The organism is Novosphingobium sp. FW305-C-111 (assembly GCF_058783565.1).
Window position 1 is genome coordinate 162,488 of the sequence record NZ_JBYSYP010000002.1, and the last position, 24,346, is coordinate 186,833.

Below are 24,346 nucleotides of genomic sequence, written 5' to 3' on the forward strand. Positions count from 1 at the left end.
GATCAAGCGTCAGCCGCGGGTGCGCCCACACGCGCCGAGGTCGCGCATGACCATCCGGTAGTCCTCCGCGGCGATCCGGCGGTCCTCGGCGCTGCCGGAGAGAATGGCCTCGCGCGGCAGTTCGGCCGGCAGGAAGCAGGCGAGGCGATACCAGGTCAGCGTATCGCGCGCGGGGGGCTTCGCCGCCTGGTCGACGATTTCCGACAGGCTGACGCCCCAGACCGGGGCCATGCCCGGTCGGCGGACGATGGTCAGCGAGACCGGTTCACCCCGGTCGGTCGCCATGAAGACCTGGGTCTCGCCTTCGCCCGCGAGGTTGCCGGGGACGTGCATCGCCTCGCGCACGCCGGTCACCCGCGGGGCGGCATTCGCGCCATAGAGCTCGCCGAGGAGGGTGCGGACTTGCGCGAGCGTCGCGGGATCGGCCGCGACCTGGGCGTCAGGGGCGACCAGGCGGAGCTCGCCCGGGCGGCCCGTCACCGGATTCGCGAACAGCACCACATTCGCCTTCTTCAGCTTGGGCAAACCGCCCTTTGCGTCGAGTTTGACGTCGGCAAGATACTTCAGCGATTCGCCGAGACCGCCTCCGAAGAGCAACGAAGTGGTCTTTGCCTCGACATAGACCCGTGCCCAGCCGGGGCGGACATTGGGTGCCTGCTCGGGCTTCAGACGCGATATTTTGCGGACCTGGGCAATCGCCACGATCCCGGCGTGATCGGCCAGATCGGCCAGATCGGCATACGCTGGCCGTGCGGCCGGCAACCCGCCGGAAATGCGGGTTTCCTCCGCATGAGCAGTACTGATGGGTACGGCCATTGCAAGCACCGCCAGCACGGCGGCGGCAGGGTTGAGGGACATGGTCCGGAACATCGCCTTCACTCTCTCGTTCATCGGCGCGAAAGCTGCGCGCGTGTGTAGATTGTCGCCGCCACTGGGGTCTCCCGGCGGTGAATCGTTACTGAACCGATAAAGCATTTGCGCGGCTTTGGCTTCGGCGTTAAGTGTCGCCGCGGTTGGGCAAGACTAACAAAAAAGCCCGATAGCAGCCGCTGCCGGTCGTGATAGGATGGCCGAAGTCGGCGGTCCGGGTTGCCCGGCAGGGTGGAAAAATTCGATGAGTGGCCTCTCGGCGGGAGCATAATGTCCTGGCCGGGTGGTTCCGTTGCGACTTCGGATGCGACGGGTGACAGGAGTTATGGAGCTGAATGGCATACGCTGACCAACAGATGAGCGGTAACAAGCTGACCGCCCTGATCATCGTTGCTATCCTTCACGTGCTTGTCGGCTATGCGCTGGTCACGGGCCTTGCGTATTCTGCGTTCAAGAAGGTGAAGGAAGTCACGGCGGCAGTTAACATCGAGGAAGAGAAGCCGCCGGAAGAGGAGCCGCCGCCGCCGCCGCCCGAAAAGCCGCTGCCGCCGCCGCCGATCGATCTGCCGCCGCCGCCGATCAAGAATCTGACGCCGCCGAACGACAACGTTCAGCCGCCGCCGCCGCCGGGCAATCCGCCGCCGCCGCCGCCACCGCCGCCGCCGCCGCAGAACCCGCCGCCGCCGCCGCCGCCCAAGTTCCCGCCGAAGGGCGCGAGCCCGAAGGGCAATCCCGGCAACTGGGCGACGACGAACGACTATCCCTCGCGCGCACTGCGTGAGGAACGCGAAGGCACCACCGGGTTCCGCGTCACCGTGGGCACCGACGGCAAGGTCATCGACTGCTCGATCACCCGGTCGAGTGGAAGCCCCGACCTCGACGACGCGACCTGTTCGAACATCCGTCGTCGTGCCCGGTTCAATCCGGCCATGGACGGAAACGGCCAGCCGACCACCGGTGTCTATTCGAGTTCGGTGCGCTGGGTCATTCCGAAGGATTGATCCGGCTCATCGCCAGTCGTTCACGTATTTTTCGAATTTGAGAGGAAGACCCGCATGATTATCCAGATCCTTCAGGAGGCCGCCGCCAACGCTGCCCCCCAGAACAAGTTCGGTTTTGCCGAAGCCCTCGAGCAGGGCGGTTTCATTGCCTACGCCACCGTCGTGATCCTCGGCATCATGTCGTTCGGCTCGTTCTACATCCTGTTCACGAAGTTCTTCGAGCAGAACAAGATTCTGGGCCAGTACAAGAACCTGGCGAACTTCTGGCGCGCTCCCTCGCTCCGCGAAGGCGCTGCGAAGCTCGACAAGAACTCGGCCTGGCGCCAGGTGGTCGACGACGGCCTCGCCGCCGAGGACCAGCACGGCCGCATGACCGACGCCCTTGAGGCCCACGACTGGCTGCATGGTTCGCTGGCCCGTTCGGAAGCCTCGATCAACGCCAAGCTCGCGGGCGGCCTGCCGTTCCTCGCGACTGTCGGTGCGACCGCGCCGTTCATCGGTCTGTTCGGGACCGTCGTCGGTATCTACCGCGCGCTGATCAACATCGGCCTCGCCGGTTCGGCCTCGATCGACAAGGTCGCGGGTCCGGTCGGTGAAGCGCTGATCATGACCGCGCTCGGCCTGCTCGTCGCGGTTCCCGCGGTGCTCGCCTACAACTGGCTCCAGGCCCGTAACAAGCGCATCGCCGAGCTGCTCAATGGCTTCTCGACCGACGTCCTGGCGAACATCAACTCGAAGGGCGCTGTGAAGCCGGCCCTTCCGTCGGCTCCGGCCAAGGCTGCTCCGGCCGCTCCGGCTCCGGCTGTCAAGAAGTAAGACCGCAATCCGGGGGCGCGGCCGCGTCTGGCCCGTCCCGGTTGCAGTGCGGGTAATCCGGCGGATCGCCTGGCGGCGGTCCGCCCCTCCCGCCCAGAAGTTTCGGATAGGATGTAACCCATGGCAATGTCTGTAGGCGGCGCTGGCGGAGAAGAACGCCCGATGTCGGACATCAACACCACGCCGCTCGTGGACGTGATGCTGGTGCTGCTGATCATCTTCCTCATCGCGGTCCCGGTTGCGATCCAGACCGTCGAGAAGCTCAAGGTCCCCGTCCTGCCCAGCACGGAATCGCAGGACAAGGTTGAAAACCTGCTGCTCTCGGTCGTCACGACCGACGCTGCCGGACGCAGCCCCAAGGAGGCCGGTTACGAGGGTTCGACCCGCGGCGGCCTGTGCCGGGTCTATTTCAACAACGTCTCGCCGGTCGACAACAACGAGCTTTACGAACAGGCGTTCAAGCGGCTCGAGGCGATCATCAAGCGCGAAGGCGGCGTCGACAAGATCGAACCCGACAAGATTCCCGAAGTGCAGATCCGCGCGGACGTCAACGTGCCGTGGCGCTGCGTCGGCGGCGTGATCTATAACGTGCAGGCCGCGGGTTATCCCAAGGTCGGCTTCATCTCCACCCCGGTCGATCCCAACGGCTGATCCGTCAGCCCTTATCCCGGGCCAGAGAGCGAACAGGAGTACCAGTCATGGCAATGAGCGGCGGCAAGGACGACGGCGCGCCGATGATGGAAATGAACACGACGCCGTTGATCGACGTCATGCTCGTTCTCCTCATCATGTTCATCATCACCATCCCGGTGGCGACCCACTCGGTTTCCATCGACCTCCCCCAGGCGACCCCCCCCGACGACAAGGTCAAGATCGATCCGATCAAGAACACCTTGTTCCTGTCGGCGCAGAACCAGGTCACGTGGAACGGTTCTCCGATCACCGAGGGCGACCTCGTTTCGCTGCTGAACGCGACGAAGGCGATGAACCCGCAGCCGGTGCTGCAGTTCCAGCCGGAAGAGTATGCCAGCTACGAGAAGGCGAACCGCCTGATGCGGATCATCACCCTGACCAAGGTGAGCAGCTTCGGCTTCGTCGGCAACGAGGCGTACCGCACCTTCGGCAAGGCCGGCCAGTAAGCCGGGTCGCCAAGGCGCGAACCAGACATGAGAGGGGCGGGGCAACCCGCCCCTTTTTTGTGTTCGCGCCAAGCCCAGTCCTGCCGGCGTTGAGGACGAGCGTGCAGCATCCGACTCCCCTTCCGCATGCGGGAGGGGCTGGGGTGGGCCTGCAGCCAACCTCACTCAGTCGTCGGTCGCATCGCCGCCGCGGCCAGGCTCTCCGCCTCGACCAATAGCTCGTCATCGGCCGCGCCCGCCGGGAGCGTCTCGCGCCCGATCATCACCATGACCGGCACCGCCAGTGGGCTGACCCGGTCGAGCTCGACATGCACCAGCTGCCCGGCCGCCCGATCGAGCAGGTCGCCGACCCGGCCCAGGTCGGTCAGCCGGGTCCGCGCATCGGCCCAGGCCGCCTCGAGCAGCACATGGTCTGGCTCGTATTTGCGCAGGACGTCATAGATCAGGTCGGTCGAGAAGGTGACCTGTCGTCCACTCTTGCGCTTGCCCGGATGCTGTCGCTCGACCAGCCCGCTGATCACCGCCACCTCGCGGAAGGCGCGGCGCAGCAGGTAGCTGTCCTGCACCCATTCGACGAACTCGTGGGCAAGGATGTCGGGCGATAGCAGCGCCGCCGGGTCCACCACCGGCTTAAGGCCCCACACCGCGAGGCTGTAGTCGTTGGCGACGAAGCCCAGCGGTTGCAGCCCCCGCTCTTCCATCCGCCGGGTCACGAGCATCCCGATTGACTGGTGCGCGTTCCACCCCTCGAACGGGTAGAACACGGTGTAGTGCTTGCCCTGGTGCGGGAAGCTTTCCACCAGCAGCTCGCCGGGACCGGGGAGGCGGCTGCGCCAGTCCTGCATCTCGAGCCATTCGCGCACGTCGTCGGGCAGGCGCGGCCAGGCGGCGCGGTCGACCAGCATCTCGCGCACTCGTTCGGCAAGATGTGTCGTCAGCGGCATCCGCGCGCCCATGTAGCTCGGAATCTGCCCCGCGCTCTTGGCCGCCCGGACGAGAATCTCCATGTCCTTGAGGCTCTCGACCTCGAGATCCATCCCGGCGAAGCGGAAGGTGTCGCCGGGGCGCAGCGACGCCCCGAACTGCTCTTCGACCTTGCCCAGCGCGCGCCCGTTGCGGAAGCGCACCTCGAGCATTTCGGAATCGACGATGATCCCGGCGTTGAGCCGGTAGCGCGCCGCGTGCTCGGGATGGGTGAGCCGCCACACGCCGTCCACCCCGCGCACGATCCGCCGGAAGCGATCGTAGGCCTTGAGCGCATAACCGCCGGTCGCGACGAAATTGAGGACGCGCTGCCACACCGCGTCATCGACCCACGCATAGGCGGCGGAGGAGCGCACCTCGGCCAGCAGCGCGGCCTCTTCGAATGGGCCCGCGCAGGCCCGGCCCATGACGTGCTGCGCCAGCACGTCGAGCCCGCCGGGGCGAAAGTCCTCGCCGTCGCGCTGGCCCTCGTCGACCGCCTCCTTGGCCGCCGTCGCCTCAAGGAACTCGAAGCGGTTGCCCGGCACCAGCAGGGCGCGGCTCGGCTGATCGAGTCGGTGATTGGCCCGCCCGATCCGCTGGAGCAGCCGCGACGACCCCTTGGGCGCGCCCATCTGGACGACGAGATCGATGTCCCCCCAGTCGACGCCGAGGTCGAGGCTGGCGGTGGCGACCAGCGCGCGCAGTTCGCCCCGCGCCATCGCGCCCTCGACCTTGCGCCGGGCCTCCTTCGACAGCGAGCCGTGGTGGATGCCGATGGGCAGCTTGTCCTCGTTCACGTCCCACAGCAGCTGGAAGATGTATTCCGCGAGGAAGCGGGTGTTGGTGAAGATCAGCGTGGTCTTGTTGCGGCGAATCTCCTCGTACAGCTGCGGCACCGCCCACGCGGCGGCATGTCCGCCCCACGGCACGCGGGCATCTTCGGGCACGAGGATGTCTACCACCGCCGGTGCGCCCGGCTCGCCCTCGACCAGCGCCACCGAATCGAGATCGCCCCACGGTGCCAGCCAGCCGCGAAAGGCGTCGGGATCGGCGACCGTCGCCGACAGGCCGACCCGCCGCAGTCCCGGTGCGATGGCCTGCAACCTCGCCAGCGAGAGTGCGAGCAGGTCGCCGCGCTTGCCGGTGGCGAAGGCGTGGATCTCGTCGATCACCACCCGCTGCAGGCCGGCGAACATGGTCTCCGCTTCCGGGTAGCTGAGCAGCAGCGAGAGCGATTCGGGCGTGGTCAGCAGCACGTGCGGCGGCCGCGCCCGTTGCCGCGCCTTGCGGTCCGACGGCGTGTCGCCGCTGCGGGTCTCGACCCGGATCGGCAGGCCGATCTCCTCGACGGGTGTGAGCAGGTTGCGCTGGACATCGTGGGCCAGCGCCTTGAGCGGGGAGACGTAGAGCGTGTGCAGCCCGTCGGGGGGAAGCGCGCCCGGGTCGGCGAAGGCCGCCAGCGTCGGCAGGAACCCGCCCAGGGTCTTGCCCGCACCGGTGTCCGCCACCAGCAGCGCGTGCTGGCCGAGGGCGTCTGCCGCCAGCATCTCCGTCTGGTGCCGACGCACCCGCCAGCCGCGCGCGGCGAACCACGCAGCGATGTCTGAAGGAAGGGCAGGCGCGCTCACCCCACCAATCTAGGCGCTTGCGCCGACGCTGCAATGCGCCAGTAAAAACCATATTAAGACAGATACTTGCGCCAAGCCGAGGCGATGATGCGACGAGGCCGGCAACGAACCTTCACCTCAGTCCGTTGTCTTAACGATGGGCAGGTGCGCTTCGGCTCACCTGCCCGATCAATCCAGAGAGGACCAACAGATGAACGACCGCAACCGCTGGGACAGCGACCGCAACGCCGATGGCCGCCGACAGGGTGAATATGACGAGACGCGCTCGGCCTCGCGCCACGACCGCGACGACGACAGCTATTACCGCTCGGACCGCGGCTCGCGCAATTCGGGCAGCCGGGACTACCCGGGCGAGATGACCAACGAGTGGCGTGATCCGCGATATGACGAGCGTAGCGAATACCAGGCGTCCGGCCAGCGCTATGTCAGGACCGGCTACTCGAACTATGGTTCAGGCGCTTCCGGCCAGACCGGTGACTACTTCGGCTCGGGCGATTACGGCTCGGGCGCTTACGCCTGGGACCACAACGGACCGCGCAGCCCCGGCAGTGGCCGCTATGCCTCGCAGTACAATGCCTCGGGCCTGACCGGTAACCAGGGCACGCGCGCCGAATACGGCCGCGACACCGGGCGCGGGCAGAGCCTCCAGTCGTGGCAGCGCGAATCGTATGGCGGGTCGTCGGGCTATGGCGACAGCCAGCAGCGCGGCTTCCTCGATCGTGCCAGCGACGAGGTGATGAGCTGGTTCGGCGATGAGGACGCCGCTCGCCGCCGCGAGGCCGACCACCGCGGCCACGGCCCGGCCGACTACACCCGCAGCGACGAGCGCATCCGCGAGGACGCCAACGACAGGCTGACCGACGATCCCCGCGTCGATGCGCGCAATGTCACCGTGTCGGTCGAAGGCGGCGAGTTGACGCTGAGCGGGACCGTTCCCAACCGCGACGCCAAGCGCCGCGCCGAGGACTGTGTTGAGGCGATTTCGGGCGTGAGCCACGTCCAGAACAACCTTCGCGTGCAGGCGTCCGACAGCGCCGCAGCCACGTCGAGCGCTAACGGCGCCAGCGGCTGGGCCAGCACGACCCGTTCCACCGACGCCTGATCCTGAGCAGGTGCGGTTTCTTACCGGGCGCCGTCTCACCAACCGGGAAGGCGGCGTCCGGGTTTTTTGTGTCAGCCGCGTGCGAGCGCCGCCATGTCGATGTCGTGCGCCTCGATCTCGCCGATGCCCTTCACCGGCACGCGCCTGGGCGCGCGGAACGCGACGGCGGACCCCAGCGCGGCCCGGGTGGCTGCGCAGACCGCGATCCCCGCGGGTTCGGCCACATCCTGCAGGCGCGCCGCGAGGTTGATCGTCTCGCCCCAGTAGTCGTAGCTCATCCGCTTGGCCGAGATCACTCCGCCGATCACGCTGCCGGTGGCGATGCCGATGTGCAGGCGGAAATCGAGCCCGAAAGCCTCGCCGATAGCCCGCGCCTCGCGGTGCAGTTCGACCGCATAGTCGACCGCCGCGCCGACCGTCTCCGCCGGACGCGACAGCGCGCCCGACACGGCCATATAGGCGTCGCCGATGGTCTTGACCTTGTCGAGCCCGTGACGGTCGACCGCCTCGTCCGCCGCGGCGAAGAAGGCGTTGAGCAGCGCGATGACGCGTTTGGGGTCGTTACCGGCGGAGATCGCGGTGAAGCCGCAGACGTCGGCAAACACCACGGTGACGTCCTTGTGCTCGTCGGCAATGGTCGACTGACCGCCGCGCAGGCGCCGCGCCACGACCTCGGGCAAGACGTTGTTGAGCAGTGCCTCGCTCTTCTGCCGCTCGGCGAAAAGCTGGCGGGTTTTGTCGTCGATCGCCCAGTTGATGTAGAACAGGACCATCGCGAACGACGAAAAGAACGCCAGCGAGTAGAACGCGACGCTCGGCGGATAGCCGCGCACGATCAGCACCGCGAGATACCACGCCACCGCCGCGACCGAGAGCAGCGCGTACTGACGCACCGATGCCGCCATGGCGAGGCAGGCGAAGGCCAGCTCCATCTGCAGGTCGAAGCAGAACTCGGAAAAGAACGGCCAGCCCGCAGCACCGGTGGCGGCGAAGGTGTCTGCCCAGATGTAGGTCAGCGGCTGGATCCCGACGAACAGCGCCGCATCGATCCAGCCGTTGGCGGGATAGCCGGGGCGGCCGACGTACCAAGAGTACGCGATCATCAGCGGGACCATCGCGAACTGCGCCGCGGCGACCTTGAGCACCGCGTGATCGGCGATGAACAGCGGGTTGAAGACCGCGTAGAAGGTGAAGATCCCCGCCGCGAGGATCGCCATCATCCGGGTGAACTTGGCCTGCGCGCCGCGCACGGCGAGGCGGTACTCTCGCTCGACCACCGGGTCGGCGAAACACTGGAACAGGGCTGAGCCGCTCGTTCGGATGATCCTGTCCCCCTCCGGTCGGGTGCGAACCTAACCGGTTGGGGTTCCAAGGCAAGTGTGCGGGATCAGTGGCCGGCCTGCGGTCCGCGTTCGAGGCCCGATGCGGCCAGCTGCGCGTCGATCTGCGCCATGAGACGTTCAAGCCCCGCCTCGTCCGAGGATTCGGCGCGGGCGACCAGCACGTCCTGGGTGTTCGATGCGCGCAGCAGCCACCAGCCGTCGGCCGTGGTGACGCGGGCCCCGTCGGTCGAATCGACGTCGGCTCCATCGGCGGTCAGCCGTGCCTTGACCTCGTCGATCACCGCGAACTTGCGGCTCTCGTCGACCTGGAAGCGCAGTTCCGGCGTGTTGACCATCGGCGGCATCTCGCCCCTGAGAGCCGTGACGGACTTTCCGAGGCGCGCCGAGGCGGCGATCAGCCGGATCGCGGCGTAGAGCGCGTCGTCGAAGCCGTAGTAATCGTGCGCGAAGAACACGTGGCCGCTCATCTCGCCAGCAAGCGGGGAGCCAGTTTCCTTCATTTTGGATTTGATCAGCGAGTGCCCGGTCTTCCACATCAGCGGCTTGCCGCCGAGCTCGCGAACCCGCTCGAACAGCGCGCGGCTGGCCTTCACGTCGGCAATAATCGTTGATTCCGGGACCATTCTCAGAAGGTCTTCGGCATAGATCATCAGCAGCTGATCGCCCCAGATGATCCGCCCTTCGCCGTCGATCGCCCCGATCCGGTCGCCGTCACCGTCGAATGCCACCCCGAAATCGAGGTTCTTCTCCGCGACCAGCTTCCTGAGGTCTGCGAGGTTCTTCTCCTCGGTTGGATCGGGATGGTGGTTCGGGAAATGGCCGTCGACTTCGGTGAACAGCAGGTGGTGCTCCCCCGGGAGCTTTTCGACGAGACGCTCGAGCGCGGGACCGGCGGCACCGTTGCCGGCATCCCAGCCGATCCGCAGGCTCGACAACTTTTCCGGGTCGATCCCGGCAAGCCCCTCGACCAGCCGGTCGACATAGGCTTCCATAACCTCGCGGACTTCGCTGGTGCCCGCGCCGCTTTCCCAGTCGCCGGTCTCGGCCATCCGGCCCAGGTCGAGTATGTCTGGGCCGAAGAACGGGCGGCCCTGCAATACCATCTTGAAGCCATTGTAATTGGCGGGATTGTGGCTGCCGGTTATCTGTATGCCGCCGTCAACGTCTTCGGCTGAGGCTTCGGCATAATAGAGCATCGGGGTGGGTCCGAGGCCGACCCGGACGACATTCACTCCGGTCGAGGTCAGGCCTTCGCACAGCGCATGCTCGAGCAGCGGTGAGGACACCCGCCCATCGTAGCCGATCGCGACCTTCTTGCCGCCGGCGCGGATGACCCGCGTGCCGAAACCCCGCCCGATTGCACGGGCGTCGTCCGGACCCAGCGTTTCGCCGATGATGCCGCGGATGTCGTATTCACGAAGGACAGTCGAGTGGAACTGGTGAGTCACGAAATTTCCCTCGTTAGGAATGGAATGGCCCGTCACCGGGCCGAACGGTCAGCGGCCCCCGTCGTTCCGGGGCAAGGTCCGCGACAGCAGCAGGTCGCGGGCGGCGTTGGCTTCGTGGACCGCCTTGTCGGAGCCGCCCTTGTCGGGATGGACGAGCGCGATCAGGCGGCGGTGCGCCTCGATGATCTCTTCGCGGCCGGCACCCGGCGAAACCCCGAGCAGCGCCCGCGCACGCGCTTCCTCGGCCGAGCGGTCGGCGCGGCCGAGCAGCTCCCACGGCCACATTCCCGACAGCAGCCGGCAGGCGATGCTGGCGAGGACTGCGATCCAGATGAGCTTGATCACTCGGCCGGCTCCAGCGCGGGCTTGGCCGCGGCCTTGGCTGGCATCGGCAGGTTGAGCCCCATGACGAGCCCTCGCAGCTCCTGCCTGGCGACGAGGTGGCTGGTGCCGAGCTCGCCGAGGTGGCCCTTGTCGAGCAGGGTCAGGCCGCTGGGAAACAGTTCGCGGTAGATCACGCGCTCGGACAGCCCGCTGGCGACGCGGAAACCCACGCGCTTCGACAGCTCGCCCAGCGCCTGGTCGATGCGGCGCTGGTTGCGGGCTTCGGTGTAGCCGGTGCGGTTGCGGACCACGACCCAGTCCATCTCGCGGCGCTCTTCGCGGATCGTCGCCATCGCCCGCTTCTTGCGCGCTTCCCAGATGAGTTCGGCATAGAACGACAGGCGGCGGACCTTGAAGGTTTCCGCATCGACCTGCCCGATCAGGTCGAAGTCGACGAAACTGTCGTTCAGCGGGGTGACCAGCGTGTCGGCGCGGGTGGCGACGTGGCGGGCCAGCGGATCGTCGCGGCCGGGGGTGTCGAACACCAGGAAATCGTGGCCTTGGCCGAGTTTCTCCGACATTGCGTCGAGTTCCTCGGCGCTGTCGCCGCGGTAGACGTCGAGCGTGGCGGTCGGCAGCGCGATTTCGCGGCGGCGCATCGTCTCGGCGCGGTTCTCGAGATAGCGGTGGAAGGTGCGCTGGCGCGAATCGAGGTCGATCGCCGCAACCCTTGCCCCCTGGTAGGCCAGCGCGATAGCGACATGGACCGCGGTGGTCGACTTGCCGGTGCCGCCCTTTTCGTTGGCGAAGACAATACGGTGTGGACCGGTGCTCAAGTCGAAATCCTGCGTTAGACGTGTTGCTGCCCGGGCGTTGCCACGGCTAGGAAGCCGCCGGCGAAGCGCCATGCTTTGCGGATAAAGGAGAGGCTGGGCCTGTGCAAACCATCTCTGGGCTTGACGAGCTGCGCAGCGCGGTTTCCGCCCTGAAACGGGACGGGGCCACCCTCGCGCTGGTCCCGACGATGGGCGCGCTGCACGAGGGCCACCTGACGCTGGTGCGCGAGGCCAGGAAGCGCGCCACGCACGTCGCGGCCTCGATCTTCGTCAACCCCCGCCAGTTCGGCCCGAACGAGGATCTCGATGCCTATCCCCGGCGCATGGCGCAGGACGCCGCGCTGCTCGAGGCGGAGGGCGTGTCGATCCTGTGGGCACCGACGGTCGATGTCATGTACCCGGCGGGCTACGCGACCAACGTTTCGGTCTCCGGGGTCAGCGAGGTCGCCTGCGGCGCGGCGCGGCCCGGCCATTTCGACGGCGTGGCGACGGTGGTGTGCAAGCTGTTCAACCAGGTCCGCCCCGACATTGCGCTGTTCGGGGAGAAGGACTGGCAGCAGCTCGCCGTCATCCGCCGCATGGCCCGCGATCTGGACCTGGTCCTGCCCCATGCCGACGCGATCCTGGGGGTCGAGACGGTGCGCGAGGCGGACGGGCTGGCGATGAGCAGCCGCAACCAGTACCTCTCGCCGACCGAGCGCCAGCAGGCGGCTAGCCTCAACGTCGCGATGCGCGCGGCGATTGCGTCGATCGAAGGCGGGGCAGCGGTTCCTGGCGCGCTGGAAAAGCTGCGCGGCGCAATCCTCGCCGGCGGCTTCGCCTCGATCGACTATGCCGACCTGCGCGACGCCGCGACGCTGGAGGAGCTGGCCGCGCTCACGGGGCGTCCGGCGCGGCTGCTGGTCGCGGCCCGGATCGGCCCGGCGCGGCTGATCGACAACATGCCGGTGGGATAGCGCGGCCCGCCGCCATGCTGCGCACCCGGTTCGCACCCAGCCCGAACGGCTCGCTGCACCTAGGCCATGTCTACGCGGCGGTGATCGCGCATGACCGGGCGGGGGCGGGCGGCGGGGACTTCCTGCTGCGGATCGAGGATATCGACGGCACCCGCAGCCGGCCCGAACTGGCCGACGAATTTCGGGACGACCTTGCCTGGCTAGGCCTGTCGTGGCGCGAAGTGGCGCCGCAGTCCGAGAGGATCGAGCACTACCGGGCCGCCGCCGAGCGGCTGCGCGGCATGGGGCTGCTCTATCCCTGCACCTGCACGCGCGCCGAGATCGCCGTTGCCGCGCACGAGGCCGGGCCGGAGGGGCCGGTCTATCCCGGCACTTGCCGCGAACGCGATGTGACCGGTGACGGTGCGGCGTGGCGGCTGGACGTGGCGCGGGCCACCGCAATGGCAGGCCCTCTCGAATGGGCCGACGAACTGGCGGGGCCGCAGCGTGCAGCCCCTGAACGCCTCGGCGATGTCGTCCTGTGGCGCAAGGACGCGCCGGCCAGCTACCACCTCGCCGCCACGCTCGACGATGCGGCGGACGGGGTCACCGTGGTCACGCGGGGCCAGGACCTGTTCGCCGCGACTCACATCCACCGGCTGCTCCAGGCGCTGCTCGGCCTGCCGGTGCCGGTCTGGCACCATCACCGGGTCTTGGTTGAAGCCGGCGGGCGCAAGCTCGCCAAGCGCCGCGGCAGCCCGTCGCTCGCCGACCGGCGGCGGGCGGGGGAGGACGGCAGGGCGCTGGCCGAATCCCTGCGCCGAAACCGCTTTCCCGCTGGAATTCAGGCGGCGGATTACCTAGATAGGATGCCATGAAACTCATCCTCGTCCCCATCATCCTGATCCTCATGGCCATGGTCGTGATTGCGCTGGTGCGCGGGATCGCTGCGTTCATGCAATCGACGCGCGAGGATCTCGAACACACCGGCACCGGGGCGACGCCGTCGCAGCTGCGACAGAACAAGATGATGTTCGCGCGGATCAAGTACCAGGCGCTGGCTATCGTCGCGCTGGCGATCCTGATGGCGGTGGCGCGCTGATCCAGCGCGGCCCGCGATGGTCAAGCTCAACAAGATCTACACCCGCACCGGCGACGACGGCACCACCGGCCTCGTCGACGGCTCGCGCCGGGCCAAGCACGATGCGCGGATGCACGCGATCGGCGAAGTCGACGAGCTGAACTCGGCCATCGGTCTGGCCGTGCTCCACGCCGGAGGCGCGGCGGCCACGCTCACCCGCATACAGAACGACCTGTTCGATCTCGGCGCCGATCTCGCCACGCCGGCCAAGGACTTCGCGCCTTCGGACATGGTGCTACGGATCGTGCCATCGCAGGTCGCCTGGCTCGAAACCGTGATCGACTCTGCCAACGAGCGCCTCGCCCCGCTGACCAGCTTCGTTCTGCCCGGCGGCAGCGAGGGCGCGGCGCGGGTCCATCTCGCCCGTGCTATCGCCCGCCGGGCGGAGCGGGCGGGGGCGGCGCTGGCCGCGACCGAGCCGGTCAACCCGGCCGCGCTCGCCTACCTCAACCGCCTGTCGGATTACCTGTTCGTGCTTGCCCGCGTCCTCAACGACGATGGCGCAGCCGACGTGAAGTGGGTTCCCGGCGCGAACCGCTAGTCCATTGCTGCACTTGCGAAGGAGTCAGCGCGGCGCTACGCCCCGCAACCTGCGGAGCCGACTCCGCGACAGTGAGGGATTTCGCACATGCAGACAGTCGCGATCATTGGCGCGGGCCAGATGGGCTCGGGGATTTCGCAGGTCGTCGCCCAGTCGGGAATGAAGGTTCTCCTGACCGATGTCGACGTCGCGATTGCGGAGCGCTGCAAGGCCGGCATCGAGAAGAGCCTCGCCCGCCTCGTCAGCCGCGAGAAAATGACCCCCGATCAGGCAGAGGCGGCGCTGGCGCGGATCACCCCGGTCGGCGACTATGCCCCGATGGCCGAAGCGCAGCTGATCATCGAGGCGGCCACCGAGCGCGAGGAAATCAAGCGCAGGATTTTCGAGGCCGCCGGCAAGGTCCTCGGCCCGGACGCGATCATGGCATCGAACACCAGTTCGATCCCCATCACCCGCATGGCGACCTCGAGCCCAGATCCCAAGCGGTTCATCGGCTTGCACTTCTTCAACCCGGTTCCGGTCATGGGCCTGATCGAGGTGATCCCCGGTCTTGCCACCAGCCGCGACACGGTCGCCCGGACCCGTGCCTTTGCCGAGGCGCTGGGCAAGGAGATCGTCCAGACCGAGGACGAGCCTGGCTTCGTCGTCAATCGCATCCTCCTGCCGATGATCAACGAGGCGGTATTCGTGCTCGGCCAGGGCACGGCCAACATCGCCGACATCGACAAGGGCTGCCGGATCGGCCTCAACCATCCGATGGGGCCGCTGGAGCTCGCTGACTTCGTCGGGCTCGACACCTGCCTCGACATCGTCAAGGTGCTCTACAACACCACCGGCGACAGCAAGTACCGGCCCGCCCCGCTCCTGATGAAGTACGTCGAGGCCGGCTGGCTCGGCCGCAAGACCGGGCGCGGTTTCTACGACTATTCGGGCGAGGCCCCGGTCCCGACGCGCTGACAGGAACGACTGGGCTGTCTCGGGCGTAATCCGGCAAAGCGGCGCATTCCTCGCGCCGCGCCGGAGAACCCGAGATGGACCGCCCGATCGACCAGACTTCAGAAGACCGCGCTGATGCGCAGCTCCCGCCCGAGGCGCGCAACGTCGAGCAGCAGGACGAGGACGCACAGGCCCAGACCCTTGCCGACGAGGCGCTCGGCCGCCGCTCGTCGTTCGAGGGCAGCGACACCGAACGCGCCGGTTCCGAAGACGACGCGCAAGGGCTTCCCGACCTCGTCGACCACATGGAGCAGATGGTCACCAGCGGGCGCATCGACATGAGCGCTTATCGCGGTGAACGCAGCGATGATGACGAGGAAGGCATGCTGGGCGAAGCCGGCATCGATGACGAGACACCGCGCGGCGCGCCGTAAGGACTCGCGGCAACAGTCGTTGCAATCCGGGACAGCTCGCATCCAGCCGGCCACGGAGGACAGGGCGGTGCTATGAGGTAGCCATGATCCGCGCCCGCCTCCTCCTCGCCGCCCTTGTTGCCATGCTCCCAGCAACCGGATCGGCGCAGTCGGCGCGTGCCCCGTTCATGCGCGTGGAGACCGGCCAAGGCTTCGCGACCCTGCAGGACGCGGTCGGCAGTATCGGCGACGGTGTCGGCACGATCCGCATTGCCGCCGGCACCTACCGTGACTGCGCCCTCCAGCTCGGTGCCGACGTCACGCTCATCGCCGATGCGCCGGGGCAGGTGATTTTCGACGGAGGCATCTGCGAGGGCAAGGCGACCTACGTCATGCGCGGACGCAGCCTGTCGGTCAGCGGGGTGATCTTCCAGAACCAGCGCGTAGCCGACGGCAACGGCGCGGGAATCCGGCTGGAGCGCGGCAACCTGTCGGTCACCCAGTCATGGTTCCGCGACGCAGAGCAGGGCATTCTCACCGCTCCCGATCTGGCGGGGAACGTGGTCGTCGAGAAATCGACGTTCTCGCGCCTCGGTCGATGTGATCGGGGGCTTTCGTGCGCGCACTCGATCTATGTCGGCGACTACGGCAGCCTGACCGTCCGCCGCTCGCGTTTCGAGCAGGGCCGGGGCGGCCATTACATCAAGACCCGCGCCACCCGGGTCGAGATCACCGACAACTCGTTCGACGATTCGGGCGGGCGCGACACCAACTACATGATCGACATGTCAATCGGCGGGACCGGCCTGATCGCACGCAACTGGATGGTCGCCGGGCGCAACAAGGAAAACACCACCGCGTTCATCACGGTGGGACCGGAAGGCCCGTGGAAGACCGCCGACGGCCTCGTCATCCGCGACAACGACGCGCGGTTTGCGCCGGGCGTTTCCTATGACACGGCATTCGTCTGCGATTGGACCGGCAACCGCATCGAGATCGGGGCGAACACGCTGGGTGCCGGGATACGCAAGTTCGAGAAGCGTTGAACTTCAGCGATTTGCGTAACGGCGTCGCAGCGCTTATCTTGGCGAAGTGCTGAACCGGCTCTCTTCGACCCTGCTGGCGCGCTTCGCCGCGCTGGCCATGATGCTGACGGTGGCGTTCCACGCGGCCCAGCCGGTCGGCGCGCCGGTCGAGCGGGTCAGCGGCTCCGCCTTCAGCGCCGCGACCAGCGATGTCGCAGTCGCCCCCGACCGGCGCGAGGCGGTGCGCAAGGCGATAGTTCTCCCGGCTCCGGCCCCCGGAGGCGATACCTCCGCGCATGACCTGTTGCCGTCCGCACAGGAGCGCCCGGCACCCACCTATCAGATTCCCCCTGCGACCGGCCCTCCGACCTGGCCCAGTCTTTCCCGGGGCCCCGCTCCGCAGGCCCCGCCGCTGTCCTGATCTTGCCGATCCGTGCGCCCTCCGGCGCCGGACCCCTGCAATTTCGAAGGACAGACATCATGGATACCCACGACCATCATCGCTTAGCCCGCGAGGCGAGGCGCACGCACATCGAAGCCCTGCTTGCCGATTATCCCGCCCTCGACGACGAAGAGATCTCGTTGGTGCGAAACTGGTTCGCCAGGCAGGCGTCATCGCTCGACGTGGCGCAGGTTGCCAGCAACACCGCGATCGCCGCGCAGTACCGCGCCTTCCGCGCCGAGCATATCGACCGCTTCTCGCCGCGCGACATGCTCAACGCGGCGATCGCGGTCGCGGCGATTGCGCTGTGCATCGTCGCGATCGTGTGGCGGGCGATCTAGGTGGGCATCGGGCGGGGCCAAAAGGCCTCGCCCGTCAGCCCAGCAGGTGGCCCGAGCGGTCGCGCTTGGTATCGAGGTAGCGGGCGTTGTGCGGATTGGCGGGAAGCTGGTGCGGCACCCGCTCCGCAACGCGCACCCCGACGCCCTCGAGCGCCGCGACCTTCGCCGGGTTGTTGGTCATCAGCCGTACCGTGCCGACGCCGAGCAGGTCTAGCATCCGCGCCGCCACCGGAAAGTCGCGCGCTTCGTTGGGCAGGCCCAGCCGTTCGTTGGCATCGACCGTGTCGAACCCCTGGTCCTGGAGCTCATAGGCGCGCAGCTTGTTGATCAGGCCGATGCCCCGGCCTTCCTGGCGCAGGTAGAGGAGCACGCCCCAGCTGCCGGCATTGGCCTCGTCCGCCATCGCCGCGAGCGCCGCGTCGAGCTGCGGGCCGCAGTCGCACTTGAGGCTGCCGAGCACGTCGCCGGTCAGGCATTCGCTGTGCAGGCGGACCAATGGCGGGCGGTCGCCGCCCTGGCGGCCCAGCACCAGCGCGACGTGCTCGCGCAGGTCGTCGCGGGCGCGGAAGGCGACGATCTCGGCCTGGTCGCAGACCGAGACCGGGAGCCGGGCGCGGGCCTGGATGGTGAGATTGGCCGGGTCTTTCCATGCGGCGAGGTCGGCGACTGTCACCTCGGCGGCGGGATCACCATCGGGCAGCACCATGAAAGCGGGCAGGATCCCGGCGAGCCGGGCGAGCTCCATCGCCGCCACGGCCGCGGCCGGCGCATCGATGGGTTCGGCGCGGAACGGCCCGCGCAAGGGGTGGGCGAGGTCGAGCGCCGGATCGGCAAGGCTGCGCGCGTCGTCGAGCGTAAACGGCTCTGCCCCGCGGATGAGCACGGGCGCCTCGGGCACTGCCGCCTCGCGCTGGTTGGCGAGCTTGAGCGTCACTGCCCGTGCCGCGGAGATGAGCAGGTGACGCGCGGCGAGGCCGGTTTCGGCAAAGCCGGTCTCTGCCGGGAGCAGGACCAGTGCAGCGCCGCCCTGCGAAACGCGAATCGCCCAGCCGTGGCGCAGCGCGTCGAGCGCACGGGCCACGGCGCGGGTATCGCTCAAAGCGCAAACTCCGTTACCAGCGGCACGTGGTCGGACGGCTGCTCCCAGCGCCGGGTCTCCTCGACGAAGCGGTGCGAGACGGACTGGGCGGCAAGCTCCGGCGAAGCCCACATGTGGTCGAGCCGTCGGCCCTGGTCCTTGTTCCGCCAATAGGCGCGGTAGGACCACCACGAGTAGTTGCGGTCCGGCGCGGGAATGTGCTTGCGCCCGAGGTCAGCCCAGCCATGCGCGTCCATGAACCGGGTCAGCGCCTCCACCTCCACCGGCGTGTGGCTGACCACCTTGAGCAGCGCCTTGTGGTCATAGACGTCGCAGTCGAGCGGGGCGATGTTGAAGTCGCCGACGATCAGCGTCGGGCGGTCGACCTTGTCGGCCCAGCGGGTCATCCGCTCGAGGAAGTCGAGCTTCTGGCCGAACTTCGGGTTCGTCTCGCGGTCGGGAATGTCGCCGCCGGCGGGGATATAGACGTTCTCCACCACCACGCCCTGTCCGGGGCCGAGCAGCTCGACCCCGACATGGCGGGCCTCGCCGTTGTCCTGCCAGTCGTGCCGCCCGAACTCGCGGAACGGGATGCGGCTGACCGTGGCGACGCCGTGGTAGCCCTTCTGTCCGTGCACCGCGCGATGCGTATAGCCGAGCCGTTCGAACATCTCGTGCGGGAACAGGTGTTCGGCGCACTTGATCTCCTGCAGGCACAGCACATCGGGCGACTGCTCGGTGAGCACGCGTTCGACCTGGTCGAGGCGCAGGCGGACCGAATTGATGTTCCAGGTGGCTACGGAGAGCATGGGGGAAGCCATGGCGGGGCTTTAGGCAGCTTGGCCGGGGGCGGCAAGCGGGGCGCAAAGCCGGCAAAGGAAAACCCTCGCCCCGGGGGCATTGGGGCGAGGGTTCCATTTGCGTTCGTCACGCTTGAACAGGCGGCTGGAAAGAGGTTCGGGCAACAGGGGGGAAACCCGCCTCGACCGCTGTGTTCGATGTCCTTCTAGGCCCGTGGCGCTTGCTGCCTGATGAACGGGCGCGTCAGGAAAGTCGCGGTTTGTCGCAAGGGGCGAACAAACCCCGGACGAGCCGAGATTCCTCAGCGACGGCCCGACTTTCCGCGCGGATCGTTCCAGCGGAAAGTGTTGTCCGACACGGCCAGCCCGTACTGATGATTCGACAGGCGGATGGTCGTGCGCTTGTTCTGCGAATCGATGGCCACCCAGCTCGACAGCTCGAGCCCGCCCGGCGCGGAGGCCTTGCGGATGAAGATCATCGTGATCGTGCCGTATTCGGGGTGCTTGGGGTCCTTGACCTCGGCGCTGATCACGTCAGGGCTCTGCGTCGGGATCAGCCGGGCATAGCGGGCGACGTCGCGATTGGGATCGAGCAGCGCGCCAAGCGGCGAATTCTTGATCGGCCAGCGCTGGACCTGGCGGACCTCGTAGTCGATCATGTTGAGCGAGGCGCCATCCGAGACGATCAGCAGCGGCACGCCCTGCTGGTACTGGAAGCGGATCTTGCCCGGGCGCTTGAGCGTCATCACGCCCGACAGGCGCTGGCCGTTGCGGTCGGTCTGGACGAAATCGGCGCGCATCGTCGAAATGGCGCGAAGCGCGGCGACCGCGCGCTCGACGTCGCTGGAGGCAGCGGGGGCGGCGGCGCTGGCGGTCTGGACCACGGCTGCGCCCACGCCGCCCAGCGCCAGGGCAGGCGCGGCGAGCATCAGCGCGGTCTTGCGAAGGAGGGGGGATTTGATCGTGTTCATAGCCGTTCCTGTATGGTTTCGGCTTTGAACCCGCCGTGAACCCCTGTGGTTCCGGCGGTTAATGCAGGGGCGGACACCCGCCCGCAAGCATCACTTGATCTTCGCTTCCTTGAACTCGACATGCTTGCGCACGACGGGATCGTACTTGCGGAAGGTCATCTTCTCGGTCGTGTTGCGGGGGTTCTTCTTGGTGACATAGAAGAAACCGGTGTCCGCGGTCGAAACCAGGCGGATCTTGACGGTGGTCGGCTTTGCCATGGCGAATTCCTGAAATCCAAGCGCGCGTATAAACAAGTCGGGCGGCGCGTTGCCACGCCGCCTTGGAAGGGGCCGCCCTTGCGCGAGCGGCGCGGCAAAGTCAAGGCGAGTCAGTCTGCTCCGAAGGCCGGAATCGGCTGAAGGACGCGGTATTCCTCCTCGTGCAGCGTCCCGGCGAGTGGTTCGAGGTCGAGCGCGGGCGGTTCGACCGTGGTGTCGGGCAGGCGGTCGAGCATGTCGCGAATCAGGGTCAGCCGGCCCAGCCGCTGGTCATTGAAGTCGACCAGGGTCCACGGCGCGTGCGGGGTATGGGTGGCCTCGAACATGACCTCGCGCGCTTCGGTATAGGCGGCGTACTTGTCGCGCGCGGCGAGATCGACGGGCGAGAGCTTCCACTGCTTGAGCGGATCGCCGTGGCGCTCGGCCAGGCGCTTCTCCTGCTGTTTCTGGTCGCAGGCGAGCCAGTACTTGAACAGCAGGATGCCCTCGTCGATGAGCATCTTCTCGAACGCGGGGACTTCCGCAAGGAACGAGTTGACCTGCGCCGGGGTGGCATAGCCCATCACCCGCTCGACCCCGGCGCGGTTGTACCACGAACGGTCGAACAGCACGATCTCGCCCGCCGCCGGCAGGTGTTCGACATAGCGCTGGAAGTACCACTGGGTCTGCTCGCGGTCGCTCGGCTTGGCCAGCGCGACGACCCGGCACTGGCGCGGATTGAGCCGTTCGGAAACCGCCTTGATCGCCCCGCCCTTGCCGGCGGTGTCGCGCCCCTCGAACAGCACCATGATCCGTGCGCCGGTTGACGCGGCCCAGCGCGCCATGGCGACGAGCTCTTCCTCCAGCGGTTCGAGCAGCCGGTCGTATTTCTTGCGCTTCAGCTTGCCCATCCTGGCCCTCCGCCCGAGTCGTCCGCCCCGAGACTAGCGCCGGTTTGCAGCCTGTCACGCCCGGTGGTAGAGGTTGCAATTGCAACCATGCCAGAGACCTTGGACCTTCCAGGCGAGTTCGACCGCCTCCCCAACCTTCCTGCGGGCGTGTTCACCGCGCCGCTGAAGCGCCCGCCGCATGTCGGCGAGGACTGGCTCGAACCGGCGCAGCACGCCTACTCGGCGGACGAGCACCGGATCTGGGACGAGCTTTACGCGCGTCAGATGGACATCCTCCCCGGCCGGGCCGCCACCGCATTCATGGCCGGCCTGCAGAAGCTCGGCCTCGGCCGCGGCGGGGTGCCCGACTTCGCGCACCTGTCGCAAGAGCTCGGCGCGCTGACCGGGTGGAGCGTGGTGCCGGTGCCGATGCTGATCCCCGATCACGTGTTCTTCTGGCACCTCGCCAACCGCCGTTTTCCCGCCGGCAACTTCATCCGCACCCGCGAGACCTTCGACTACATCGAGGAGCCGGACGTCTTCCACGACGTGTTCGGGCATGTCCCCATGCTCGCCGACCCGGTCTATGCCGATTACATGCAGGCCTATGGCCGCGCCGGCTGGAAGGCGATGCGCCACAACCGGCTGAAGGCGCTGGGCGCGCTCTATTGGTACACGGTCGAGTTCGGACTGGTGATGGAGGGGGACGACCTGCGCGCCTATGGCGCCGGCATTCTCTCCGGCCCGGCCGAGGCGGTGTTCGCGCTCGAGGCGCAGTCGCCCAACCGGGTGTTCCTCAACGTCGACCGGGTAATGCGCACCGACTACGTGATCGACGATCTCCAGCCGACCTATTTCGTCATCGAGAGCTTCGAGGACCTCTATCACCAGACCGTCGAGCGCGACTTCGACCGGCTCTATCGCGGGCTGGGCCCGGGGTTCACGTATGCCAACACCGCGGTGATCGACATCGACAACGTGCTTCATCGGGGCACGCTGGAGTACCACCTGCGCGGCGGGCGGGGGTCTGGGGCGGCCGCCGTTTAAATCATATCGTCATTGCGAGGAGCGCAGCGACAACGGGATCCAGCGACGGCGGGGCCGCCCTGGATTGCCGCGTCCTTCGGCCTCGCAATGACGAATCACGTGATTGAAAAGGCCCACCACCGTCCGTGCTGAGCCTGTCGCAGCACAGTCTTTCTTCTTCGCGGCGTGGAAGGACAGGGCGGTCCTTCGACAGGCTCAGGACGGAGGGGACTTGCGATGGTGTGGGCAGGGTCTTGCCCGCCCAAACGCAAAACCGGCGCCGGGTTGCCCCGACGCCGGTCCACGCGTCAACGTGAGGATCGCCCGGATCAGCCCGGGGTCTTGTCCATCTTGTCGGCGTTGTCTTCCATCTGGTCGGCCTTCTTCTCGCCCGCTTCGCGGACGGCGTCGGCCTTGTTTTCCATGGCGTCTTCCGAGGCGCCGCCCATCTTGTCGGCGGTGTTCTCCATCGCGTCGGCGGTGGCGTCAGCGCTCTCGCGGACGGCCTGGGCCTGGTCCTCGGCAGCGTTTTCCTGCTTGGAGTCGCAGGCGGCAAGGCCAAGGCCCATCGCGGCGACGGAGGCGATCATCGCGCCCTTCAGGATGCTCTTCATATGTTTATTCCCCTTCTGCTTATGAAAGGGGACGGCCGTTGCCAGCCGTCCCCATTTTTGCCGTTGTACCGGTGGCTTAACGCACCGAACCGCGACGAACCAGGTTGACGATCGCCAGCAGGACGATCGCGCCCAGGAACGAGACCAGGAGCGAGCGGATATCGAACGCACCCGAAGTGATCGGCGCACCGCCCAGCAGCGGGGTCAGGATGAAGCCGGCGAGCAGAGCGCCAACGATGCCGACCACGATGTTGAGGAAGATGCCCTGCTGGGCATCCGTGCGCATGACGATGCTCGCCAGCCAGCCAAGCACGCCGCCGACGATAAGAACGATGATGAGGCCCATGTCGAAATTCCCTTGATTATCGATGTGACGGCGAAATTCACGAGGCCGTCGTTTGGTTCCGGAATTGCGACGAATGGAGTGCCGACGGCTCACCGCGGGTCTTCAAATTGATGGGCGCTGTCCTACAGGCCGCGCTTGTGGCACCGCCGCCTGCAGCTCTTTGATTTTGTCGGTTCGCGCTTTTTTGGCACCCGGGAGACGCGCGCTTCCCGCACGGGTGTAACCCGTCCGGTCGATCTCAGGATGCTGATATGCAAGCGGAATGCAGGGTGACACGGTGTAACCCGGTGTCACCCTCGCGGGCACTGGAACCGCTCAGGTCAGGGTGAGCCATGCCAGCGCGGCGATCCCGGCCACGATCCGGTACCATGCGAACGGAGTGAACCCGGCGCGGCTGACATAGCCGACGAACAGCCGGATCACCGCCAGCGCCACGACGAACGACACCGCAAAGCCGATCGCGATCTCGCCCCAGCCGACCGCCATCGTCCCCGCCGCCAGCTCGTGGCGATTGTCGAGGATTTCGAGGGTGGAGGCGCCGAGCATGGTGGGGACGGCGAGGAAGAAGCTGAATTCGGCTGCGGTACGGCGCTCGATGCCCATGGCCAGCGCCCCCATGATCGTCGCGCCCGAGCGGCTGACGCCAGGCACCATGGCGAGGCACTGCATCAGCCCGACGCCCACCGCCTGCCGCACCGGGAGCTGGCCGATGCCGCTCGGCGGACCGGGCTTGGCCACCTTCTCGATCGCGATGATCGCGATGCCGCCGACGATCAGCGCCCAGCAGACGACCATCGGGCTTTCGAGCAGGACGTCGATGTAGTCCTTGAGCAGCAGGCCCAGCACCGCCGAGGGCATGAACGCCAGCAGCAGGTTGCGGGTAAAGCGCAAGCTGATCGGCTCGAGCCGCAGCAGTCCCCAGCCGACCGCCCAGAACGTCCGCCAGTACTGGACCACGACCGCCAGGATCGCCCCCAGCTGGATCACCACGTTGAACATCGCCCACTGCGCCGAATCGTATCCGAACAGCTCGGACGCGAGGATCAGGTGGCCGGTGGAGGAGACCGGAATGAACTCGGTCAGGCCCTCGACGATGCCGAGGAGGATGGCGGTAACGGTGGTGCTGTCCATCCGCGC

General features: G+C 67.4%; 29 protein-coding genes. 15 read left to right on the top strand and 14 right to left on the bottom strand.

The features are described 5' to 3' along the window. Window positions 1-9: 9 nt before the first annotated feature. The gene (locus AC3WLD_RS03325; RefSeq protein WP_492555501.1) at window positions 10-858 is read right to left on the bottom strand and encodes a hypothetical protein; all 849 of its coding nucleotides are present in this window, start codon (window positions 856-858) and stop codon (window positions 10-12) included. Window positions 859-1,205: 347 nt separating this feature from the next. Between AC3WLD_RS03325 and AC3WLD_RS03330 the strand changes: the two genes are divergently transcribed. The 4 genes from AC3WLD_RS03330 to AC3WLD_RS03345 all read left to right on the top strand — a co-directional run bounded on the left by AC3WLD_RS03330 (window position 1,206) and on the right by AC3WLD_RS03345 (window position 3,826). Then, window positions 1,206-1,871 (top strand): energy transducer TonB, encoded by a 666-nt coding sequence (locus tag AC3WLD_RS03330; protein WP_492555502.1) that lies wholly within the window; start codon window positions 1,206-1,208, stop codon window positions 1,869-1,871. A gap of 54 nt (window positions 1,872-1,925) precedes the next feature. Continuing rightward, entirely contained in the window at window positions 1,926-2,687 is a 762-nt protein-coding gene (locus AC3WLD_RS03335; RefSeq protein WP_492555503.1) for a MotA/TolQ/ExbB proton channel family protein, read from the top strand. Between the two features lie 120 nt (window positions 2,688-2,807). Then, on the top strand, window positions 2,808-3,338 hold the full coding sequence (locus AC3WLD_RS03340) for an ExbD/TolR family protein (protein WP_492555504.1): 531 nt from the start codon (window positions 2,808-2,810) through the stop codon (window positions 3,336-3,338). A gap of 47 nt (window positions 3,339-3,385) precedes the next feature. Continuing rightward, window positions 3,386-3,826: an ExbD/TolR family protein gene (locus AC3WLD_RS03345; RefSeq protein WP_492555505.1), complete on the top strand. Its 441-nt coding sequence runs from the start codon at window positions 3,386-3,388 to the stop codon at window positions 3,824-3,826. Window positions 3,827-3,987: 161 nt separating this feature from the next. Here AC3WLD_RS03345 and AC3WLD_RS03350 read toward each other — a convergent pair whose 3' ends face one another. Continuing rightward, window positions 3,988-6,420 (bottom strand): ligase-associated DNA damage response DEXH box helicase, encoded by a 2,433-nt coding sequence (locus tag AC3WLD_RS03350; protein WP_492555506.1) that lies wholly within the window; start codon window positions 6,418-6,420, stop codon window positions 3,988-3,990. 190 nt (window positions 6,421-6,610) lie between these two features. Between AC3WLD_RS03350 and AC3WLD_RS03355 the strand changes: the two genes are divergently transcribed. After that, window positions 6,611-7,522: a BON domain-containing protein gene (locus tag AC3WLD_RS03355; RefSeq protein ID WP_492555507.1), complete on the top strand. Its 912-nt coding sequence runs from the start codon at window positions 6,611-6,613 to the stop codon at window positions 7,520-7,522. Between the two features lie 71 nt (window positions 7,523-7,593). On the opposite strand, the gene AC3WLD_RS03360 is transcribed toward AC3WLD_RS03355, so the two are convergent. The 4 genes from AC3WLD_RS03360 to AC3WLD_RS03375 form a co-directional block, all read right to left on the bottom strand. Beyond that, complete coding sequence (locus tag AC3WLD_RS03360) at window positions 7,594-8,799, bottom strand: adenylate/guanylate cyclase domain-containing protein (protein WP_492555508.1); 1,206 nt, start codon at window positions 8,797-8,799, stop codon at window positions 7,594-7,596. A 110-nt stretch (window positions 8,800-8,909) separates the two neighbouring features. Further along, window positions 8,910-10,313 (bottom strand): phosphoglucomutase/phosphomannomutase PgmG, encoded by a 1,404-nt coding sequence (pgmG, locus tag AC3WLD_RS03365; protein WP_492555509.1) that lies wholly within the window; start codon window positions 10,311-10,313, stop codon window positions 8,910-8,912. 48 nt (window positions 10,314-10,361) lie between these two features. Continuing rightward, complete coding sequence (locus AC3WLD_RS03370; protein ID WP_492555510.1) at window positions 10,362-10,658, bottom strand: J domain-containing protein; 297 nt, start codon at window positions 10,656-10,658, stop codon at window positions 10,362-10,364. Continuing rightward, the gene (locus tag AC3WLD_RS03375; RefSeq protein ID WP_492555511.1) at window positions 10,655-11,473 is read right to left on the bottom strand and encodes a division plane positioning ATPase MipZ; all 819 of its coding nucleotides are present in this window, start codon (window positions 11,471-11,473) and stop codon (window positions 10,655-10,657) included. The genes AC3WLD_RS03370 and AC3WLD_RS03375 overlap by 4 nt, the downstream gene beginning before the upstream one ends. Window positions 11,474-11,574: 101 nt before the next feature. On the opposite strand from AC3WLD_RS03375, the gene panC reads away from it, so the two are divergent. The 9 genes from panC (at window position 11,575) to AC3WLD_RS03420 (ending at window position 17,247) form a co-directional block, all read left to right on the top strand. After that, window positions 11,575-12,429, top strand: coding sequence for a pantoate--beta-alanine ligase (panC, locus tag AC3WLD_RS03380; RefSeq protein ID WP_492555512.1), 855 nt, complete (start codon window positions 11,575-11,577; stop codon window positions 12,427-12,429). A 14-nt stretch (window positions 12,430-12,443) separates the two neighbouring features. Next, window positions 12,444-13,286 (top strand): tRNA glutamyl-Q(34) synthetase GluQRS, encoded by an 843-nt coding sequence (gene gluQRS, locus AC3WLD_RS03385; protein WP_492555513.1) that lies wholly within the window; start codon window positions 12,444-12,446, stop codon window positions 13,284-13,286. Then, on the top strand, window positions 13,283-13,510 hold the full coding sequence (locus tag AC3WLD_RS03390) for an HIG1 domain-containing protein (protein ID WP_492555514.1): 228 nt from the start codon (window positions 13,283-13,285) through the stop codon (window positions 13,508-13,510). Before gluQRS ends, AC3WLD_RS03390 begins: the two co-directional genes overlap by 4 nt. A 16-nt stretch (window positions 13,511-13,526) precedes the next feature. Continuing rightward, a complete protein-coding gene (locus AC3WLD_RS03395) occupies window positions 13,527-14,090 on the top strand; it encodes a cob(I)yrinic acid a,c-diamide adenosyltransferase (protein WP_492555515.1) in 564 nt (187 codons plus the stop codon). An 87-nt stretch (window positions 14,091-14,177) separates the two neighbouring features. Continuing rightward, window positions 14,178-15,047, top strand: a complete 870-nt coding sequence (locus AC3WLD_RS03400; RefSeq protein WP_492555516.1) for a 3-hydroxyacyl-CoA dehydrogenase NAD-binding domain-containing protein — start codon at window positions 14,178-14,180, stop codon at window positions 15,045-15,047. Window positions 15,048-15,121: 74 nt separating this feature from the next. Further along, on the top strand, window positions 15,122-15,460 hold the full coding sequence (locus tag AC3WLD_RS03405; protein WP_492555517.1) for a hypothetical protein: 339 nt from the start codon (window positions 15,122-15,124) through the stop codon (window positions 15,458-15,460). Between the two features lie 83 nt (window positions 15,461-15,543). Then, on the top strand, window positions 15,544-16,485 hold the full coding sequence (locus AC3WLD_RS03410; protein ID WP_492555518.1) for a right-handed parallel beta-helix repeat-containing protein: 942 nt from the start codon (window positions 15,544-15,546) through the stop codon (window positions 16,483-16,485). Window positions 16,486-16,531: 46 nt separating this feature from the next. Next, on the top strand, window positions 16,532-16,885 hold the full coding sequence (locus AC3WLD_RS03415) for a hypothetical protein (RefSeq protein ID WP_492555519.1): 354 nt from the start codon (window positions 16,532-16,534) through the stop codon (window positions 16,883-16,885). A 59-nt stretch (window positions 16,886-16,944) separates the two neighbouring features. Further along, a complete protein-coding gene (locus AC3WLD_RS03420; RefSeq protein WP_492555520.1) occupies window positions 16,945-17,247 on the top strand; it encodes a hypothetical protein in 303 nt (100 codons plus the stop codon). Window positions 17,248-17,281: 34 nt separating this feature from the next. Here AC3WLD_RS03420 and ribA read toward each other — a convergent pair whose 3' ends face one another. The 5 genes from ribA to ppk2 all read right to left on the bottom strand — a co-directional run bounded on the left by ribA (window position 17,282) and on the right by ppk2 (window position 21,244). Next, window positions 17,282-18,346, bottom strand: coding sequence for a GTP cyclohydrolase II (gene ribA / locus AC3WLD_RS03425; RefSeq protein WP_492555521.1), 1,065 nt, complete (start codon window positions 18,344-18,346; stop codon window positions 17,282-17,284). Next, window positions 18,343-19,134, bottom strand: coding sequence for an exodeoxyribonuclease III (locus AC3WLD_RS03430; protein WP_492555647.1), 792 nt, complete (start codon window positions 19,132-19,134; stop codon window positions 18,343-18,345). Before AC3WLD_RS03430 ends, ribA begins: the two co-directional genes overlap by 4 nt. A 293-nt stretch (window positions 19,135-19,427) precedes the next feature. Beyond that, entirely contained in the window at window positions 19,428-20,096 is a 669-nt protein-coding gene (locus AC3WLD_RS03435) for a LolA family protein (RefSeq protein WP_492555522.1), read from the bottom strand. A 90-nt stretch (window positions 20,097-20,186) separates the two neighbouring features. Next, complete coding sequence (gene rpmG / locus AC3WLD_RS03440; protein ID WP_011446825.1) at window positions 20,187-20,354, bottom strand: 50S ribosomal protein L33; 168 nt, start codon at window positions 20,352-20,354, stop codon at window positions 20,187-20,189. Between the two features lie 110 nt (window positions 20,355-20,464). Then, window positions 20,465-21,244 (bottom strand): polyphosphate kinase 2, encoded by a 780-nt coding sequence (gene ppk2, locus AC3WLD_RS03445; RefSeq protein WP_492555523.1) that lies wholly within the window; start codon window positions 21,242-21,244, stop codon window positions 20,465-20,467. Window positions 21,245-21,343: 99 nt separating this feature from the next. Here ppk2 and phhA point away from each other — a divergent pair, with 99 nt between their 5' ends. After that, on the top strand, window positions 21,344-22,270 hold the full coding sequence (phhA, locus tag AC3WLD_RS03450) for a phenylalanine 4-monooxygenase (RefSeq protein WP_492555524.1): 927 nt from the start codon (window positions 21,344-21,346) through the stop codon (window positions 22,268-22,270). Between the two features lie 308 nt (window positions 22,271-22,578). On the opposite strand, the gene AC3WLD_RS03455 is transcribed toward phhA, so the two are convergent. The 3 genes from AC3WLD_RS03455 to AC3WLD_RS03465 form a co-directional block, all read right to left on the bottom strand. Continuing rightward, window positions 22,579-22,863, bottom strand: coding sequence for a hypothetical protein (locus tag AC3WLD_RS03455; protein WP_492555525.1), 285 nt, complete (start codon window positions 22,861-22,863; stop codon window positions 22,579-22,581). 76 nt (window positions 22,864-22,939) lie between these two features. After that, window positions 22,940-23,209, bottom strand: coding sequence for a GlsB/YeaQ/YmgE family stress response membrane protein (locus AC3WLD_RS03460; protein WP_492555526.1), 270 nt, complete (start codon window positions 23,207-23,209; stop codon window positions 22,940-22,942). A 315-nt stretch (window positions 23,210-23,524) separates the two neighbouring features. Further along, window positions 23,525-24,340, bottom strand: a complete 816-nt coding sequence (locus AC3WLD_RS03465) for an undecaprenyl-diphosphate phosphatase (protein ID WP_492555527.1) — start codon at window positions 24,338-24,340, stop codon at window positions 23,525-23,527. Window positions 24,341-24,346: the final 6 nt, after the last annotated feature.